This is a genomic window from Streptomyces sp. NPDC096176 (genome assembly GCF_044763255.1).
Taxonomy (GTDB): Bacteria; Actinomycetota; Actinomycetes; order Streptomycetales; family Streptomycetaceae; genus Streptomyces.
In genome coordinates, this window is record NZ_JBIWFV010000014.1 from 167,929 (window position 1) to 184,191 (window position 16,263).

The following is a 16,263-nucleotide window of genomic DNA, read 5'->3' on the forward strand; positions in this document are numbered from 1 at the left end:
TTCGTCATGCGTCAGGCCAGCGTGGAGCGGACGGCCACGACCACGTCGTCGGCGGCGGGCAGTACCGCGCGTTCGAGGTCGGGGTGGAAGGGGACGTGCACGTCGTCGCGGGTCACCAGGCGCGGCGGGGCGAGCAGGGAGTAGAAGTCGTCGTCCGCGCACAGCAGTTCGCTGATGAGGCCGGCGCCGTAGCTGCTGGTGCGGTTGTCCTCCTGGACGACGACGAGGCGTCCGGTGCGGCGCAGGGAGGCGGCGACGGCGGCGCGGTCGAGGGGGACGAGCCAGCGCAGGTCGATGATGTCGGTCTCGATGCCGTCGGCGGCGAGGGTGCGGGCGGCGTCGGTGGCGAGTTCGGTGCCGTTGCCCCAGGTGACGACGGTGACGTCGGTGCCGTGGCGCAGGGTGCGGGCGCCGTGGGCGGGGGCCGGCCGGTCGGCGGGCTCGTGGCGGCGGCGCATGAGGTGTTTGGGCAGCAGGATCAGGGTGGGGTCGTCGGCGGTGAAGGAGGCGAGGAAGGCGGCTTCGGTGTCCTCGGGGGTGGAGGGGACGACGACGTGCAGGCCGGGCAGGTGGGTGAAGAGGCTTTCGTTGCTCTGGCTGTGCCAGATCCCGCCGCCGGGCAGGTAGCCGCCCCAGGGGGCGTAGATGACGACGGGGCACTGCCAGGCGGAGGCGGTGCGCCAGCGCAGGGTGGTCAGCTGGGCGGCGATCTGGTTCCAGGCGGGGCCGGCGAAGTCGACGAACTGCAGCTCCACGACGGGCCGCATGCCGGCGGCGGCGAGGCCGACGGCGGCGCCGACGATGGTGGCCTCGGCGAGCGGCGCGTTGGTCATACGGGGCCCGGCGGCTTCGCCGAGGCCCTTGGTGAAGCCGAACACGCCGCCTTTGGGGTCGTCGATGTCCTCGCCGAACAGGACGAGTTCGCTGTGGCGGGCCAGTCCGGTGGCCAGGGCGCGGTTGACGGCGGCGACCATGGTGCCGCCGCACGGCTCGGTGTGCGGCGCGTTCGGCTCCGTGGTGGTGGGGCGGGGGGCGAAGAGGTGGTCGGTGATGCGTGCCGGGTCGGCGGCCGCTTCGGTGGCGACCCGGTCGTAGATCTCCTCGATCTCGCGGGCCAGGCGGTCGCGGGTGCGCTCGAGCTGCTCGGCGTCGAGGATGCCTTCGGCGGTGAGCTTGGCCGCGAACAGGTCGATGGGGTCGCGCATCTGGGCGATGTCCTGCTCGCTGCGGTAGACGCGGTGGTCGTCGGAGGAGGTGTGCGACTCCAGACGGTCCAGGCGGCACCACAGCACGACGGGCCCCTGGCCCGCGCGCACGGCCTGCAGGGCGGTGACGGAGGCGGCGTGGACGGCGTCGGGGTCGGCGCCGTCGACGCTGTGGGTGCGCTCGGGCGGGAGCAGGCCCAGAGCGTGGGGCGACATGGTGTCGGTGGGGGTGGAGATGCCGTAGCGGTTGTCGCTGACGAGGAAGACGACGGGCAGGTTCCGCTCGACGGCGAAGGCGAGGGCTTCGAAGAACTCGCCCTGACGGGTGGAGGCGTCGCCGATGGAGCAGACGACCACCTGGCTGCGGCCGCGCAGTTGCGCGGCCCAGGCGGCGCCGACGGCGGGCAGGCACTGGCTGCCGGTGGGGCTGGCGATGGAGAAGACGTTTCCGGGCCGGTGGCCGAAATGGGCGCTCATATTGCGGCCGGCGGAGTGGGACTTCTCCTTGGCCATGAGATCGCGCGCCTGTGCTTCCGCGTCCATTCCGCGGGCCAGCATCAGGGCCCGGTCGCGGTAGTGGGGAAATATCAGGTCGTCGGCGTCGAGCAGTTCGCACAGGGCGGCAAGTGCCTCGTGCCCGGCGGAGGAAATGTGGAACCAGGCCTCGCCCTGACGCAGCACGATGCCCGATCTGCGGTCGCATTCGCGGGAGAGCAGCATGAGTTCGAGGAACGCGGTCCGCCGCTGTTCGGGTATGCCGGATATCCCGGTTTCCTTCGTCCGGTTCGTCACGAACGTATCGTGCCGGAGTCCGCCCTCTGCGGGCATCGCCCTCAATAACCAACATCGCGGGGGGCGTTGATGCGCTGCGCGGGGTATTTCACCGCCGGCGGCTACGGAGAAAGAATGAGTTCTCCCTCCCGCGAGGGAGAACCCGCGCGACGGGCCTGGCTCCCCCAGGGGGTGTACAGCCCGCCCGCCGCGAGTGGTGGCCCGGCGGCCGGACGGTCCTGGCGGGAGGCGGGTGCCTCCGGTGCCGGCGCAGGGCCGTTCGCGGCTGCTCGCGGCACGGGGCAGGGGCCGGCTCGGGTACGGGCCCCGGGGGCGTTTTTGGGGTGCGGTGCGGGTGCCGCCGTGCGGCGGGGCCCATGCACCGGGCGAAGGGGGCCTCGCCGCTGCATGCAGGTGCCGGGGGCTGTCGGCGCGCGAAGGCGCAGGCGCAGGCCCGGCTCGGGGGACGGCGCGGGCGGGCGTGAACGGGCCGGTCGGGGCGGGGAGTTCGGGCACACGTGTGGGTGGCCGCCGGCGCCCCGGGGTCACGCGCGCCGGCCCGGTGCCGGAGGCGCGTGGTCGAACGCGTGGGCGCGGAGCGCCGGCCGACGCATGGCCGGGGCGGGCGCCAGGGCCGGGCCGGGCGGACGCCGGGGCGGGCGCCGGGCCGGGGCGGGGTGGGCGCCGGGCCGGGCCGGGGCGGGCGCCGGGGTGAAAACGGGGTGGTCGGTTTGGTGTTGGCGTAGGGTCGGGGCGTCGGGGCGCGCCCCGCAGACATGTCAGGCGGGGGGCGGTGTGTGGTTGCGGACGGCGGTCAGGCAGCCGTCGTTGCAGGTGGGGCGGGAGGCGGCGTGGCTCCAGCGGCCGGTTGCGGTGAACAGGCGGGGGACGGAGTCGAGTTGGTAGGAGCCGTGTTCGAGGAGCAGGACGCCGCCGGGTGCCAGGAGTCGGCTTGCGGTCAGTTCCATGGCGCGGATCATGCCGAGGCCGCCCTCGCCGGCCCACAGGGCCAGGGGCGGGTCGTAGCCGAGGACTTCGGGGCTGGAAGTGCGCAGTCCGATGGGGATGTAGGGGGGGTTGGTGACGACGAGGTCGACGGTGCCGTTGAGGTGGGGGAAGGCGTCGCGGGCGTCGCCCTGGACGATGCGGGCGCCGGTGCCGCGGGCGTTGCGGCGGGCTGCGCGGGCGGCGGCCTGGGAGAGTTCGATGCCGTGGACCTGGGCGGCGGGCACGTGGCGGGCGATGGTGACGGCCATGGTGCCGGGCCCGGCGCACAGGTCGACGACGACGGGGGCGGTGGTGCCCGCGTCGGTCAGGGCGTTCAGGCGGGCGATGGCGTCCTTGGTGATCTCTTCGGTTTCGGGTTTGGGGACGAACACGCCGGGGGCCAGGTCGAAGCGGTGGCCCATGAAGTAGGCGTGGCCGGCGATGCGTTCGGCGGGTTCGCGGGCCAGGCGGCGTTCGATGTACTGCCAGAAGCGGGGTGGGACGGGGCCGGTGAGGTGGTCGTCCAGGTCGGTGGGGGTGACTTTGCAGGCGTGTGCGGCGAGCAGCCGGGTGTCGGCTCGGGCGGCGGTTGGGGTGATCCCGGCGCCGGTGAGTTGGCCGTGGGCCTCGTGCAGCGCCTCGCCGAGGGTGGGTGCGGATGCGGGTGTGGTGGTGTTCATCGGCGGGCCTTTTGCGCCGTCTGGCTGCCGCGGGCGATCCATTCGTCCTCGAGCCGGCAGGTCTCGGTGATGATCGTGTCGTACAGGGTGCGCAGGAAGGCGGGGTCGATGCCGTGTTCGGCGGCGTAGCGGGCGGCGTTGGCGTGCACGGTGGCGATGCGGTGGGGTTGCATCATCGGTACCTGGTTGAGGCGTTTGTATTCGCCGATGCGCAGGCAGATCTGCAGGCGTTCGCGGACGGCGTCGAGCAGGGCGGTGTCGGTGCGGTCCAGGCGGGCGCGGAGCTGGGCGAGGTCTTCGCCCGGCTCGGCGGGCGCGGGGGCCGGGGCGGGCTGGGGCAGGGGCATGGGTTTCCTCCGCTGAGGGGGGCCGGTCGAGGTGAGTGGTGAAGGGGGTCGGGTGGTGTTCGGGCACGGTGTGGTGGTGGGCGGCGCGGGTGAGGTGGGCCGGCTGTTCGGGCGGTCGCTGGCGGATGCGGGGGTGGAGGTGAGGTGTGTGGATGTGGCCGCGCCGGTGGGGGGTTCGGCGGTGGTCGGTGATGTGCGGCGGCCGGGGCCGGAGGCGGTGGCGGTGCTGGCGCGGGCGGATGTGGTGGTGCTGGCGGTGCCGGAGCCGGTGGCTTTGGAGGCGGTGGGGCCGCTGGCGGCGGTGATGCGGCCGGGGGCGGTGCTGGCGGACACGTTGTCGGTCAAGAGCCGGATCGCCGAGCGGCTGCGCGAGCAGGCGCCCGGGGTGCAGTCGGTGGGGTTGAATCCGATGTTCGCGCCGTCGCTGGGGTGGGCGGGGCGTCCGGTGGCGGCGGTGACGGTGACCGGCGGGCCGGGGGTGCGGGAGCTGGTGGAGCTGGTGGCCGGCTTCGGGGCGCGGGTGGTGGAGATGTCGGCGGCCGAGCACGATGCGCTGACGGCCGCCCAGCAGGCGGCCACGCATGCCGCGGTGCTGGCGTTCGGGCTGGCACTGGGTGAGCTGGCGGTGGATGTGGGGGCGCTGCGGGCCAGTGCCCCGCCGCCGCATCTGGCGCTGTTGGCGCTGGCGGCGCGGATCGCGTCGGGCACGCCGGAGGTGTATTTCGACATCCAGGCGGCCAACCCGGGTGCGCAGGCGGCCCGCCGGGCGGTGGGCCGGGGTCTGGAGCGGGTGGGGCGGGCGGTGGCCGGCGGGGAGGCGGGGTTCGAGGAGCTGTTCGCCGAGGTGCGCTCGGTGCTGGGCGACCAGGGCCCGGAGCTGGCCGCCTTGTGTGCGCAGATGTTCGACCGGTTGCGGTGAGCGGCGGCCGGCTCGGCGGGGTTCACCGCAGGCTGCCGGCCAGCAGTTCGCGGCCCGGGGTGCCGGCCAGGGCGTGGGCCTGGCGCAGTGCGGTGAGGGTGGTCTGCGCTTTGAGGAGCATTTCGCGGACCTCCTCGTCCGGGTCGGACAGGGCGACGATGGCGCCGCCCACGCCGATGGTGGCCGCCTGGTCGGTGGCGACGATGGTGCGGATGACGATGCTGAGGTCGGCCGCGCCGCTCAGGGCGAAGTAGCCGAGCGCTCCGGAGTACACGCCGCGCGGCCCGTTTTCGAGGTGGTCGATGAAGTGCATGGTGCGCACCTTGGGGGCGCCGGTCATCGATCCGCCGGGGAAGGCGGCTTGGACGGCGTGGGGCCGCGAGACGCCGGGTGCCAGGTGTCCGCGGACGGTGCTGACCAGTTGGTGGACGCTTGAGTAGGTCTCGACCTGGAACAGGCCGGGGACGTGCACGGAGCCGATGTCGCAGACCTGGCCGAGGTCGTTGCGGACCAGGTCGACGATCATCAGGTTTTCGCTGCGGTCCTTTTCTGCCGCGGCCAGGGCGCGGGCGATGGCGGCGTCCTCGGCGGGGCCGGCGCCGCGGGGGCGGGTGCCCTTGATGGGTTTGGACTCGGCCCATCCGGCGGCGTCGATGCGCAGGAACCGTTCGGGTGAGGAGCTGAGGACCGCGAAGTGGGGGAAGTGCAGGTAGGCGGCGTAGGGGGCGGGGCTGATGGTGCGCAGGGCGCGGTAGGCGGTGAGCGGGTCGATCCGGCCGGGCACGCGCAGCATGTTCGTCAGGCACACCTCGTAGGTTTCGCCGTCGGCTATGAGGCGGCGGCACTGTTCGACGAGGTCGCGGTAGCGGGGCAGGCTGTGGCGGAACTGGACGTCCAGGTCGGGCAGTTCGGTGTCGGCGAGGAGGGTGAAGGGGGGGCCTGGCGTGGTGGCGGCGAGGGTGCGGGCGGCGTCGGTGAGCCACTGCTCGGCCTGCTCGGCGCCGCTGGGGTGGTGGGTGCTGCTGAGTGCCAGGAGCCAGGCGCGGTGGCCGGCGTGGTCGAGGGCGAGCATCCGGTCGGCGAACACGAACGCCCCGTCGGGGGTGTCGGCGCGGTGGGCGGCGGTGCCGCCGCTGTCGGCCTTGGTCTCGTAGCCGAGGTAGCCGACGTAGCCGAGGTTGAACTCGAAGGGCAGGCCGGTGGCGGGCAGGGCGCGGGCGGCCAGCCGGTGTTGGAGGTGGTCGAAGAGGGTGCCGGGGTGGCGGGTGGTGGTGCCGTGGTGGTCGCGGACGTGCACGGCCTGTTCGTGCGTGTGGTAGGTGAGGGTTTCGCCGAGCGGGCCGGCGGGGGCGCCGAGGAACGTGAAGCGGGACAGGCCCGGTTCGACGCGGCTGCTGTCGAGCCAGAAGCGGGCCGGGCTTCGGCCGAACAGGGCCGTGAAGGCGGCATGGGCGTCGGGCAGGTGGTCGACCTCGCGCACATGCAGCCGGTACGGGCCCTGCGCCTGCTCCGCCGCCGGCGCGGGCGTGGGCGTGGGCGCGGGCGTGGTGGTGGGGGTGGGTGGGGTGAAGAGGCGTTCGGCGCCGGCCGGGCGGCGGCCGCGGGCGTGCAGGGACAGGTCGCGGAAGTTGGCGAGCATCCGGTGGCCGTACTGGCTGCTGATCGATTCGGGGTGGAACTGCACGCCGTAGCGGGGCCGGGTGCGGTGGCGTACGGCCATCAGGACGCCGTCGCGGGTGTGGGCGGTGGCCTCGAGTTCGGCGGGCAGGCTGTGCACGCTCAGCGAGTGGTAGCGCACCACGGTCAGCGGTGAGGGGATGTTCGTGAACAGGCCGGTGCCGTCGTGGTGGACGTCGCTGGTGCGGCCGTGGACCGGTTCGGGTGCGTGGCCGACGACGGCGCCGGCGAGCAGGCACAGGGCCTGGTGGCCCAGGCACACGCCGAGCAGCGGCAGGTCCCATTCGGTCAGGGCGCGGCGGCTGAGGCCCACATCGGTGTCGGTGGCGGGGTGGCCTGGTCCGGGTGAGACGACGATGTTGTCGAAGTCGCCCACGTGCAGGGCCGCCCAGGTGCTCTCGTCGTCGTTCTTGACGACGAGGGGTGCCCTCCCGTTCACCTCGGCCAGCATCTGGAAGAGGTTGTAGGTGAACGAGTCGTAGTTGTCGATCAGCAGGGTTCGCACGGTGCGCACCGGGTGCCCCCTTTCGTGTCAGCGTCGCCGTACGGTCAGCGGCAGGTTCCGCACACCGAACAGCCCGTCGCGGTGGTAGCGCAGTGGTGCGCCGGCAGTGATGGTGATGTCGGTGAAGCGGTCGAAGAGGGCCTCGAGGGCGATGCGGCCCTCGAGCCGGGCCAGTGGGGCGCCCAGGCAGTAGTGGATGCCGTGGCCGAAGGCGATCTGGCGGCCGGCTGCCCGGTCGGCGTCGAAGCGCCTGGGGTCGAAGCGTTCGGGGTCGGGGAAGACCTGCTCGTCGTGGTTGGCGGACAGCAGGGAGGGCACGACCATGCGCCCGGCGGGGATGGGGGTGCCGGCCAGGACGGTGTCGCGGGTGGTGACGCGGGCCATGACGGTGATCGGCGGCCGCATCCGCAGCACTTCCTCGACGACCGGCCCGATCAGGCTGCGCTGGGTGCGGGCGGCGGCTTCGGCTTCGGGGTTGTCCGCCAGGCACAGCACGGTGTTGCCGAGCAGCATGGAGGTGGACACGTGGCCGGCCATCAGCAGCAGGGCGCCGAACTCGACGATCTGGGTGTCGCTGAGCTGTTCGCCCTCGACGCGGGCGGTGACCAGTTTGGAGATCAGGTCGGTGCCGCCGGGGCGGGCCCTGCGGTCGCTGACGTGGTCCTGGAGGTAGGCGTGCAGGTCGCGCAGGGGTTGTTTGACGAGCCGTTCGTAGTCTTCGCCGGCCTCGTCGCCGAACTGCATGTCGGCCGGGTCGGCGACCTGCATCTGCAGCATTTTCTGCGACCAGGAGTGGAACAGGGCGCGGTCGGCTGCGGGCACGCCGAGGAGTTCGGCGATCACGATCACGGGCAGCGGGTAGGCGAAGTCGGTGACCAGGTCGAAGGTGTCGCCGTCGAGGTCGTCGAGGAGCTGGGCGGCGACTTCGGTGATCCGCGGCTGAAGGTCGGCGACCGTGCGGGGGGTGAAGGCCTGGCTGACCAGGCGGCGCAGGGTGCGGTGCAGGGGCGGGTCGATCACCGACAGGATCTGTTCGCTCAGCGCCGTGGAGGTGGGGCGCAGCCGGCTGAGCTGGGAGGAGTAGAGCTGGGGGTCGGAGCTGACGGCGAGGACGTCGGCGTGGCGGAAGACGTGGAAGGCGCCGTACTCGTCCTCGTGGACGGGGTGGTCCTGGCGCATGGCGGCCAGCCAGGCGAACAGGTCGGAGCCGCCGTCGGCGACCGTGGGCCGGGCGGCGGGCGCGGTGGTGGGGGGCATCGTGCTCTCCTCGCGGGTGTGATCAGCGGGCCGGGGCCACAGCAAGCGGCTGCTCCCGGTCACGGGGTGGGTGCTGGGCGGGGCGCCGGGGGTGGAGGGCGTAGGGGTCGAGGGCGTCGGCCGGGTGGTGCTCGATCGGCAGCCTCATGCCCAGGTCGCGTTCGGCGGCCACCTCCAAGAACACCTCCATCGCCAGCGCGTCCTGCAGGGCGAAGCCGGTCGAGTCGAAGACGGTCAGCGCGCGTTGGTGGGGGGTGGCGCGCTGCGCATCGGCGCACAGGTCGGGCAGGGCCGGGGACAGGTCGTGGGCGCTCAGGCGCTGGCATTCGCCTTCGTGCAGGGCCTGTTGAGGGTGGTCGGGGTGGACGTGGGCGCGGCGCAGCAGGCTCAGCGGCAGTTCCGTCTTGCCGACCAGGTCGGCGCCGACGGCGTTGATGTGCAGGTGCGGGCGGATGCCGTCGGTGTCCGGCAGCACCGGGCCCATGCCTTGGGGCACGGAGGTGGCGGTGGTGATGATGTCGGCCTGCGCGGCGATCGTGTGCGGCGGGGCGATCTCGACGGGGAGCCCGGTGAACGCGGCGCGGCGCGCGAAGCTGTCGCGGTGGGCGGGCTCGCTGTCCCACACCAGGACACGTTCGAGGGGGAAGACGAGGGACAGGGCGTGCAGTTGGGTGACGGCCTGGGCGCCGGTGCCGATCAGTCCCAGGGTGCGGCTGTCGGGGCGGGCCAGCAGGCGGGAGGCGACGGCGGAGGCGGCGCCGGTGCGCAGGGCGGTGAGCAGCACCCCGTCCATCAGGGCGGTCAGCGCGCCGGTGGTGTCGTCGTAGCGGGCGACGGTGCCCACGATGGTCGGCAGGTTGAAGCGGGCGGGGTTGGCGGGGCTGTAGCCGACGGTTTTGAGGGTGATGTGGTCGCCCGGCTCGCGGTGCGGCATCCATTCCCAGATGCCGGGCACGGGATCGCTGCGTTCGAACCCGCCGCGCGGCGGGGACAGTTCCCGCTCGCCGCGGCCGATCTCCGCGAGGCCCTGGGCGAGCCGGTCGATGATGCGGCGCATCAGCGCATCGCGTCCCACCGCGGCCACCACCTCGGCGACATCGTGTCGGCTCAGGACCCAGGTCTCCATCGGGTGCTCCCCTTGATCGCATCGTGTCGCCGGTGCCCGAGGGTGCCCGGGCCGTGCGGCGCTCATCCTGTCCGGCCCGGCTGACGCCGCCCTGATCAGCGCCTGACGGAACGCGGCATGCGCGGTGCGGCGCATCAGCGGCGTGTCAACGGCGCTGACGACACTGGGCGCGACGCGAGGGACGAGATGGGAAAGGACCCACGATGCTGGACGGATGCGTTCCCTGGCCCGCCGAGCTGGCCGCCAGGTACCGACAGGAGGGGTACTGGCGCGGTGAGCCGCTGGGCCGGCTGCTGGGTCAGTGGGCCGACTCCTACGGCGAGCGGGAGGCGCTGATCAGCGCGGACGGGCGCCGCCGTATCACCTACCGGGCCCTTGACGGCTGGTGCGACCGGCTCGCGGCCGGGTTCGCCGAGCGGGGTGTGGGCGCCGGCGACCGGGTGCTGGTGCAGCTGCCGAACACACCGGAGTTCGTCGCGGTCTGCTTCGCGCTGTTCCGCCTCGGGGCGCTGCCGGTGTTCGCGCTGCCCGCCTACCGCAGCAACGAGATCGGGCATCTGCTGCGGCTGTCGGGGGCCTGCGCCTACATCGTGCCCGCCTCGTTCAACGGATTCGACCACCGGGAGCTGGCGGTGCGGATGCGCAGTGAGCATCCGCAGCTGCGGCACGTGTTCCTCACCGACACCGACACCGGCACCGGCACCGGCCCGGCGGACGTGTCGGTGTCGCAGGCCGAGGGGGTGACGCTGCTGTGCGAGGTGGACGGTGATCCGCGGCCGCTGCCCGAGCCGGACGCCTCGCAGGTGGCGTTCTTCCTGCTGTCGGGCGGCACGACGGCGTTGCCGAAGCTGATCCCGCGCACCCATGACGACTACGCCTACCAGAGCCGGATCACCGCCCGGATCTGCGGCCTGGACCAGGGCAGTGTGTATCTGGCGGTGCTGCCGGCCGAGTTCAACTTCCCCTTCGGCTGCCCCGGCATCCTGGGCACCCTGCACAGCGGGGGGCGGGTGGTGTTCGCGCTGAGCGCGCAGCCCGAGGAGTGCTTCGCGCTGATCGAACGCGAACGTGTCACGCTGACCTCTTTGATTCCCACGATCGTGCATCTGTGGCTGGCGGCGGCGGCCACCGGCCACGGCCGCGACCTGAGCAGTCTTCAGGTGGTGCAGGTCGGCAGCGCCAAGCTGCACCGGGAGGTCGCCGCCCGGATCGGGCCGGAGCTGGGGGTGCGGCTGCAGCAGGTCTTCGGCATGGCCGAGGGGCTGCTGACGTTCACCCGCGACGACGACGCGCCCGAGGTGGTGCTCGGCACGCAGGGCCGGCCGGTGTCGCCGGGGGACGAGATACGGGTCGTGGACGGCCAGGACCGGCCCGTCGCGGTGGGCGAGATCGGGGAACTTTTGACCCGCGGCCCCTACACGCTGCGCGGCTACTACCGGGCGCCCGAACACAACGCCCGCGCGTTCACCGCCGACGGGTTCTACCGCAGCGGCGATCTGGTGCGGCTCACCGAGAGCGGGGAGATCGTGGTGGAGGGCCGCGTCAAGGACGTCGTCATCCGCGGCGGCGACAAGGTGTCGGCGACCGAGGTCGAAGGGCACCTGGGCGCGCACGAGGACGTGCAGCAGGCGGCGGTCGTCGCCATGCCCGATCCGGTGCTGGGCGAGAAGGTCTGCGCCTACATCGTGCCCGCGCCCGGCCGCAGCGCACCGAGCCTGGCGCAGCTGCGGCGGCTGCTTCGGGCGCGGGGCCTGGCCGCCTACAAGCTGCCCGACCATGTGGAGGTCGTCGACGCGTTCCCGCTGACCGGGCTCAACAAGGTCGACAAGAAGGCGCTGGCCGCCGACATCACCGCCAAACACACCACCACCGGCACCGGCACCGGCAGCGGCGGCGTGTCCGGGCGGGGTGAGGCGGCGTGAACGCGGCGGGGCCCGGCGGCTACCGGGTTCCCTTCGCGCGGCGCGGCAGCGTGGTGGGCGAGGCGGACCTGGCGGCCCTGGCCGAACTGGTGCACTCCGACGGGCCGTTGACGTCGGGGGTGTGGCGCGACAGGTTCGAGGAACGGTTTCGTGAGCTGACCGGGGCCCGGCACGCGCTGAGCGTCACCAGCGGCACCGTCGCGTTGGAGATGGCCGTGCGGATGCTGGACCTGGCGCCCGGGGACGAGGTGATCGCCACGCCGCAGACGTTCCAGGCGACCGTGCAGCCGCTGCTCGACCACGACGTGCGGGTCCGGTTCTGCGACATCGACCCCGACACCCTCAACATCGACCCGGTGGTGCTGGAGTCGCTGATCACCGACCGCACGCGGGCGATCCTGCTGGTCCACTACGGCGGCCTGGTGGCCGACATGGACCGCATCATGGCCCTGGCCCGGCGCCGCGGCATCATCGTCGTCGAGGACAGCGCGCACGCGCTGGGCGCCCGCTACCGGGGACGGCGGCCGGGCGCGCTGGCCGACATCGGCTGTTTCAGTTTCCACTCCACGAAGAACATCACCACCCTCGGCGAGGGCGGCATGATCACACTGGCGCGCGACGAGTGGGCCGAGCGGATCCTGCGGATCCGCGACAACGAGGCCGACGGCGTGTATGCGGCGCTGCCCGCCGGGCAGGCCGATGGGCCGGCGCTGCTGCCGTGGATGAAGTTCGCCGACGGCGTCTACCGGCACCGGGCGGTCGGGATCCGCGCCGCGGGCACCAACGCCACGATGTCGGAAGCGGCAGCAGCGGTGGGACTCGTACAACTCGCTTCGCTGGAGCGTTTCGTGGCCCGCCGCCGCGAGATCGCCGGCCGGCTCGATGCGGCCGTCTCCACGGTGCCGGGCACCCGGCTGCACCGCGCGGCGCCCGACAGCCGCCACGCCTACCACCTGTACACGTTCTTCCTCACCGGCGGCCGCCAGGTGCGCGAACGGTTCGTGCGCGTCCTGGACGCGCTGGGGGTGGAGGTGCAGCTGCGGTACTTCCCGCTCCACCTGTCCCCCGAGTGGCGTCTGCGCGGCCACGGCCCGGGGATGTGCCCGCAGGCCGAACGCATCTGGTTCGAGGAGCACATGAACCTGCCCTGCCATCCGGGCCTGAGCGACGCGCAGGTCGACCACATGGTCACGGCCGTCACCCGCGCCCTGCACGAGGCCTACGACCCCGCGGCCCCGGTGGGCGCCGCCCGCATATGACATGCCGCAGACAGCAGAAAGTGAGGTGGGCGCTGTGCCGTTCATCGAGGTGAAGATCTACGACCGCCGTCTTGACGAGCAGTCCGAGCGTGAGCTGATCGAGCGTCTGACCCAGGCCACGGTCGATGTGTTCGGCGAGGACATCCGCGACCAGACGTGGATCGCCCTGTCGGCGATCCCCCCGCGCCGCTGGGGCCAGGGCGGCACCCCCGGCCACTGAACCGTGGACGACATGCGCCGGGCCCGGGGGCTGCGAGCGCGCCCGGGCCCGGCGCGTGGCACGAGCACCGGTCTGCCCCCGCTCGCCGTGTCGGGATCAGCCGCCGGGTGCGGGCGGTCCTGACCGCCCCCGACCGGCCGACGCGGGCTGCCCTTTCCCGCCGCCTCGCCGACAGCGTGCACCGCTGCCGCGGCATGTCCCGGCGACCGGCCCCCGGCCCGCCGGCGCGGGCTGCCCCGCCGGCGCGGGAGACGCACGCAGCGGGCACTCCCCCACCAGGTGCCCAACGGCCCTGCGCGGCGGCGCACCGCCGGCCCACACCGGCGCGTGAGGCGCCGACGAGCGGACACCTCCCCCACAGGAGCCGCCTTCGGCCACACCGGCGCGTGAGGCGCCGACGGACGGACACCTCCCCCACAGGAGCCGCCTTCGGCCACGCGCGCCGGCGGGCGGAGGCATCCCCCAGGGGAGCCGTCTTCGGTCACGCGGGCGCGTGAGGCGCGGGGGGGGCCGGCCGTGGGCGGCCCGGCGCTTGTCCGGGCATCCAGGGGTCGGGCCACGGGGAGGTCCGATCGGTCGTCAGGCGCGGCAGCGCAGCATCTCGAAGGCCGGGTTGGCCCGGTAGTCCGCCCAGAATCCGTCACCGTATGCGGCGATCCCGGCGGGCGACACCTCGGTGGGCACCCATGTGATCTCGCTGAACCCCGCCGTGGCCAGGCATGTCTCGAACACCTCGCGGCGCGCCAGGCCGGAGGTGAACGAGATCGGCGCCTCCTGCAGCAAGGCGGTGACCCTCACCCGGGGCCCGGTTTCGGTCTCTTCGCCCGTCAGCTCGGTGAGGAACCCGTACGGGCGCGGCGACGGCCCGGAGAAGTCGTAGTCCGGCTTCTGGTGGAGCATGAAGAACTCGCCGCCGCTGTTCAGGCTCTCGTGCACCTTGCGGCACAGGTGCTCGAATGCGGCGACGGTCTCCGCGTAGTTGAGCAGCATCACCGCGGTCGCCACGTCGAAGCGCTCCTTGGCCGGCGACAGGTCGGCCACGTCGCCGGCCTCGTAGCGCACGCCCAGCGGGTCGGCCTGCTCGATGCGTTGCGCGGCGCCGATCATCTCGCCGGAGATGTCGACGCCGAACACGTCCGCCGCGCCGCGCCGTTTGAGTTCGCGGCTGTAGAAGCCGGTACCGCACGCCAGGTCGATCACTTTCTTGCCGGTGACGTCCCCGACCAGGGTGAGGAAGCTGGGCGCTTCCACGTACTGGGCCAGCGGCAGGGCCTTGAAGCCCTCGAACGCCTCACCGATCTCGTCGTACGTCTGCTGCGCGCTCATCGCGTACTCCTTGCGTAGTGGTGTCCTCGCCCCGGACACCCGGCAGTCTCTCCATACGCGGCAGCAGGCCCGTACTGGCAGAAGCTACGAAGATCAGGTGGTGGGAGTCGGTGGTCACACGAACGCGGTGTCGGGGCCGGCGCCCCGGCGGCGTGGCGGCAGAGCTCCACCGCGCAGGCGCAACGGGCGCGCCCCCGGCCGGCCCGACTGGCCGCCGCGGGGGCGCATTGTTCAGCCTCGCCGGTGTGGGAGGCGCGATGCCGGGGGCCGGGCCGTGGCGCGGCCCTGCCCCCGGGGCGGGCTCGGGGGCGGGGCGAGGGGGGGGTCAGGTGGTGGTGGCCTCCTGGACGGCGGCCGGTGGGGATGCGGCCTCGGCGGTGGTGGCGCGGTCGGCGCGGTGCAGCAGGAGGGCGGCCAGCAGGCCGCCGGTGAAGACGGCGGCGGCGCCGATGAGTTGGCTGGTGCTGACCGCGTCGGCGAACGCGTCGTGGATCTGCGGGGCCTGCTGGGGTGTGGCGTCGCGCAGGGCCGCGTCGAGGGAGCCGGTGCCGGTGATCGCGCCGGGCAGTTGGGCGGCGAAGCGGGAGCCGAGGATCGCGCCGAGGATCGCCACGCCCAGGCCGCCGCCGAATTCGGTGATGGTGCCCTGCACGCCGGCGCCGGCTCCTGCTTTGGCGGGCGGGATGGAGGACATGACGGCGGTGGCCATGGCGGGCATGGCCAGGGCGATGCCGCTGCCCATCAGGAGCAGGCCGGCGAGCATGCCGCCGTAGTGGGCGCCGGTGCCGGAGCCGAGGACGGCCACGGCGGTCAGGCCGGCGGCCAGCAGGCTCATGCCGAGGGCGATGCTGCGTGCCGTGCCGAGTTTGGCGAGGAGTTTGGCGCCGATGCCGGCGAGGTTGAGGCACACGATGGTCAGGGCGAGCGGCGCGGTGCGCAGGCCGGCCTGCAGGGCGTCGTAGCCGAGGACGAGCTGGAGGTGCTGGGTGAGCAGGAACAGGGAGCCGGCCATGCCGAAGGCGACGAGCAGGCCGCCGGCGACGGCGCCGTTGAAGCGGCGGTTGGTGAAGAAGCCCATGTCGAGCATGGGGAAGGGGATGCGCAACTCCCAGCGCACGAACGCGGCCAGGGCCAGTGCGCCGCCGGCGGCGGGCAGCAGGACCTGGGGGGAGGTCCAGCCGTGTTCGGGGCCGGAGATGATCGCGTAGACGACGCCGACCATGCCCAGGGTGGACAGCAGGGCGCCCAGAAGGTCGGGGCGTTTGCCTTCGGGGTTCTTCGTCTCGGGCACCAGGCGGGCGACGGCGAGCAGTCCCAGGGCGGCGACGGGGAGGTTGATCAGGAAGATCGAGCCCCACCAGAAGTGGTCGAGCAGGGCGCCGCCGAGCAGGGGGCCGGCGGCGAAGCCGAGGGAACTGACCGCGCCCCACAGGCCGATCGCGCGGGGGCGTTCCTCGTCGTCGAAGACCTGCATGATGACGGCGAGGGTGGTGGTCGCCAGCAGCGCGCCGCCCACGCCCATGCCGGCGCGGGCGGCGATGAGCTGCGCGGAGTCCTGCGCGAAGGCGGCCCAGGCGGATCCGGCGCCGAACAGGACCAGTCCGAGCATCAGCAGCAGTTTGCGGCCGTAGCGGTCGGCGAGGCTGCCCGCGGTGAGCAGCAGCCCGGACTGCACCAGCGCGTAGGCGTTGATCATCCACTGGATGTCGGCGGTGCTGGCGCCCAGGTCGGTGGTGAGGACCGGGATGGCGACGTTGAGGACGGTGTTGTCGAGCAGGACGACGAGCTGGGCCAGGCAGATCACGCCGAGGATGACCCAGCGCCGGGGGTCGCGTTCGGCCGCAAGGGACGGCCGGGTGCTGTGCAAGAGATGTCTCCAGGGAGTAGGGGCCCGCTGGTCGGGGGACCACAGGGGTCCCGACGGGCCCGGGAGCGGATGGGGGGATCAGACCGCCGGGCGCCCTTATTGCGGGGGGTTGCCGTGTTTGCGGGACGGCAGGTCGGCGTGCTTGGTGCGCAGCATCGCGAGGGAGGCGATGAGGACCTCGCGGGTTTCGGCCGG

General features: G+C 73.2%; 12 protein-coding genes. 4 read left to right on the forward strand and 8 right to left on the reverse strand.

The window, feature by feature from the left end; all coding sequences use genetic code 11:
* Nucleotides 1-11: 11 nt before the first annotated feature.
* From ACIQ7Q_RS30380 to ACIQ7Q_RS30390, 3 genes are all read right to left on the reverse strand, one after another.
* Entirely contained in the window at nucleotides 12-1,997 is a 1,986-nt protein-coding gene (locus tag ACIQ7Q_RS30380; protein ID WP_403869080.1) for a thiamine pyrophosphate-dependent enzyme, read from the reverse strand.
* Between the two features lie 758 nt (nucleotides 1,998-2,755).
* Nucleotides 2,756-3,643 carry a N5-glutamine methyltransferase family protein gene (locus ACIQ7Q_RS30385; protein ID WP_403869083.1) on the reverse strand — a complete coding sequence of 296 codons (888 nt, stop codon included), beginning with the start codon at nucleotides 3,641-3,643 and terminating at the stop codon, nucleotides 2,756-2,758.
* Entirely contained in the window at nucleotides 3,640-3,990 is a 351-nt protein-coding gene (locus tag ACIQ7Q_RS30390) for a chorismate mutase family protein (RefSeq protein ID WP_403869086.1), read from the reverse strand. Before ACIQ7Q_RS30390 ends, ACIQ7Q_RS30385 begins: the two co-directional genes overlap by 4 nt.
* A gap of 52 nt (nucleotides 3,991-4,042) precedes the next feature.
* On the opposite strand from ACIQ7Q_RS30390, the gene ACIQ7Q_RS30395 reads away from it, so the two are divergent.
* Nucleotides 4,043-4,909 carry a prephenate dehydrogenase/arogenate dehydrogenase family protein gene (locus ACIQ7Q_RS30395; protein ID WP_403869089.1) on the forward strand — a complete coding sequence of 289 codons (867 nt, stop codon included), beginning with the start codon at nucleotides 4,043-4,045 and terminating at the stop codon, nucleotides 4,907-4,909.
* 22 nt (nucleotides 4,910-4,931) lie between these two features.
* On the opposite strand, the gene pabB is transcribed toward ACIQ7Q_RS30395, so the two are convergent.
* The 3 genes from pabB to ACIQ7Q_RS30410 are packed head-to-tail and all read right to left on the reverse strand — an operon-like array spanning nucleotide 4,932 to nucleotide 9,474.
* Nucleotides 4,932-7,100: an aminodeoxychorismate synthase component I gene (gene pabB, locus ACIQ7Q_RS30400; protein WP_403869092.1), complete on the reverse strand. Its 2,169-nt coding sequence runs from the start codon at nucleotides 7,098-7,100 to the stop codon at nucleotides 4,932-4,934.
* 18 nt (nucleotides 7,101-7,118) lie between these two features.
* Nucleotides 7,119-8,348: a cytochrome P450 gene (locus ACIQ7Q_RS30405; protein ID WP_403869095.1), complete on the reverse strand. Its 1,230-nt coding sequence runs from the start codon at nucleotides 8,346-8,348 to the stop codon at nucleotides 7,119-7,121.
* 22 nt (nucleotides 8,349-8,370) lie between these two features.
* Nucleotides 8,371-9,474 carry an ornithine cyclodeaminase family protein gene (locus tag ACIQ7Q_RS30410; protein WP_403869098.1) on the reverse strand — a complete coding sequence of 368 codons (1,104 nt, stop codon included), beginning with the start codon at nucleotides 9,472-9,474 and terminating at the stop codon, nucleotides 8,371-8,373.
* A gap of 203 nt (nucleotides 9,475-9,677) precedes the next feature.
* Here ACIQ7Q_RS30410 and ACIQ7Q_RS30415 point away from each other — a divergent pair, with 203 nt between their 5' ends.
* The 3 genes from ACIQ7Q_RS30415 to ACIQ7Q_RS30425 are packed head-to-tail and all read left to right on the forward strand — an operon-like array spanning nucleotide 9,678 to nucleotide 12,875.
* Nucleotides 9,678-11,396: a (2,3-dihydroxybenzoyl)adenylate synthase gene (locus ACIQ7Q_RS30415; RefSeq protein ID WP_403869101.1), complete on the forward strand. Its 1,719-nt coding sequence runs from the start codon at nucleotides 9,678-9,680 to the stop codon at nucleotides 11,394-11,396.
* A complete protein-coding gene (locus ACIQ7Q_RS30420) occupies nucleotides 11,393-12,655 on the forward strand; it encodes a DegT/DnrJ/EryC1/StrS family aminotransferase (RefSeq protein WP_403869104.1) in 1,263 nt (420 codons plus the stop codon). The genes ACIQ7Q_RS30415 and ACIQ7Q_RS30420 overlap by 4 nt, the downstream gene beginning before the upstream one ends.
* Nucleotides 12,656-12,689: 34 nt before the next feature.
* Nucleotides 12,690-12,875 (forward strand): 4-oxalocrotonate tautomerase family protein, encoded by a 186-nt coding sequence (locus ACIQ7Q_RS30425; RefSeq protein WP_403869107.1) that lies wholly within the window; start codon nucleotides 12,690-12,692, stop codon nucleotides 12,873-12,875.
* Nucleotides 12,876-13,454: 579 nt separating this feature from the next.
* Here ACIQ7Q_RS30425 and ACIQ7Q_RS30430 read toward each other — a convergent pair.
* Nucleotides 13,455-14,201, reverse strand: coding sequence for a class I SAM-dependent methyltransferase (locus ACIQ7Q_RS30430; RefSeq protein WP_403869110.1), 747 nt, complete (start codon nucleotides 14,199-14,201; stop codon nucleotides 13,455-13,457).
* Between the two features lie 325 nt (nucleotides 14,202-14,526).
* Nucleotides 14,527-16,068, reverse strand: a complete 1,542-nt coding sequence (locus ACIQ7Q_RS30435) for an MFS transporter (RefSeq protein ID WP_403869114.1) — start codon at nucleotides 16,066-16,068, stop codon at nucleotides 14,527-14,529.
* Nucleotides 16,069-16,263: the final 195 nt, after the last annotated feature.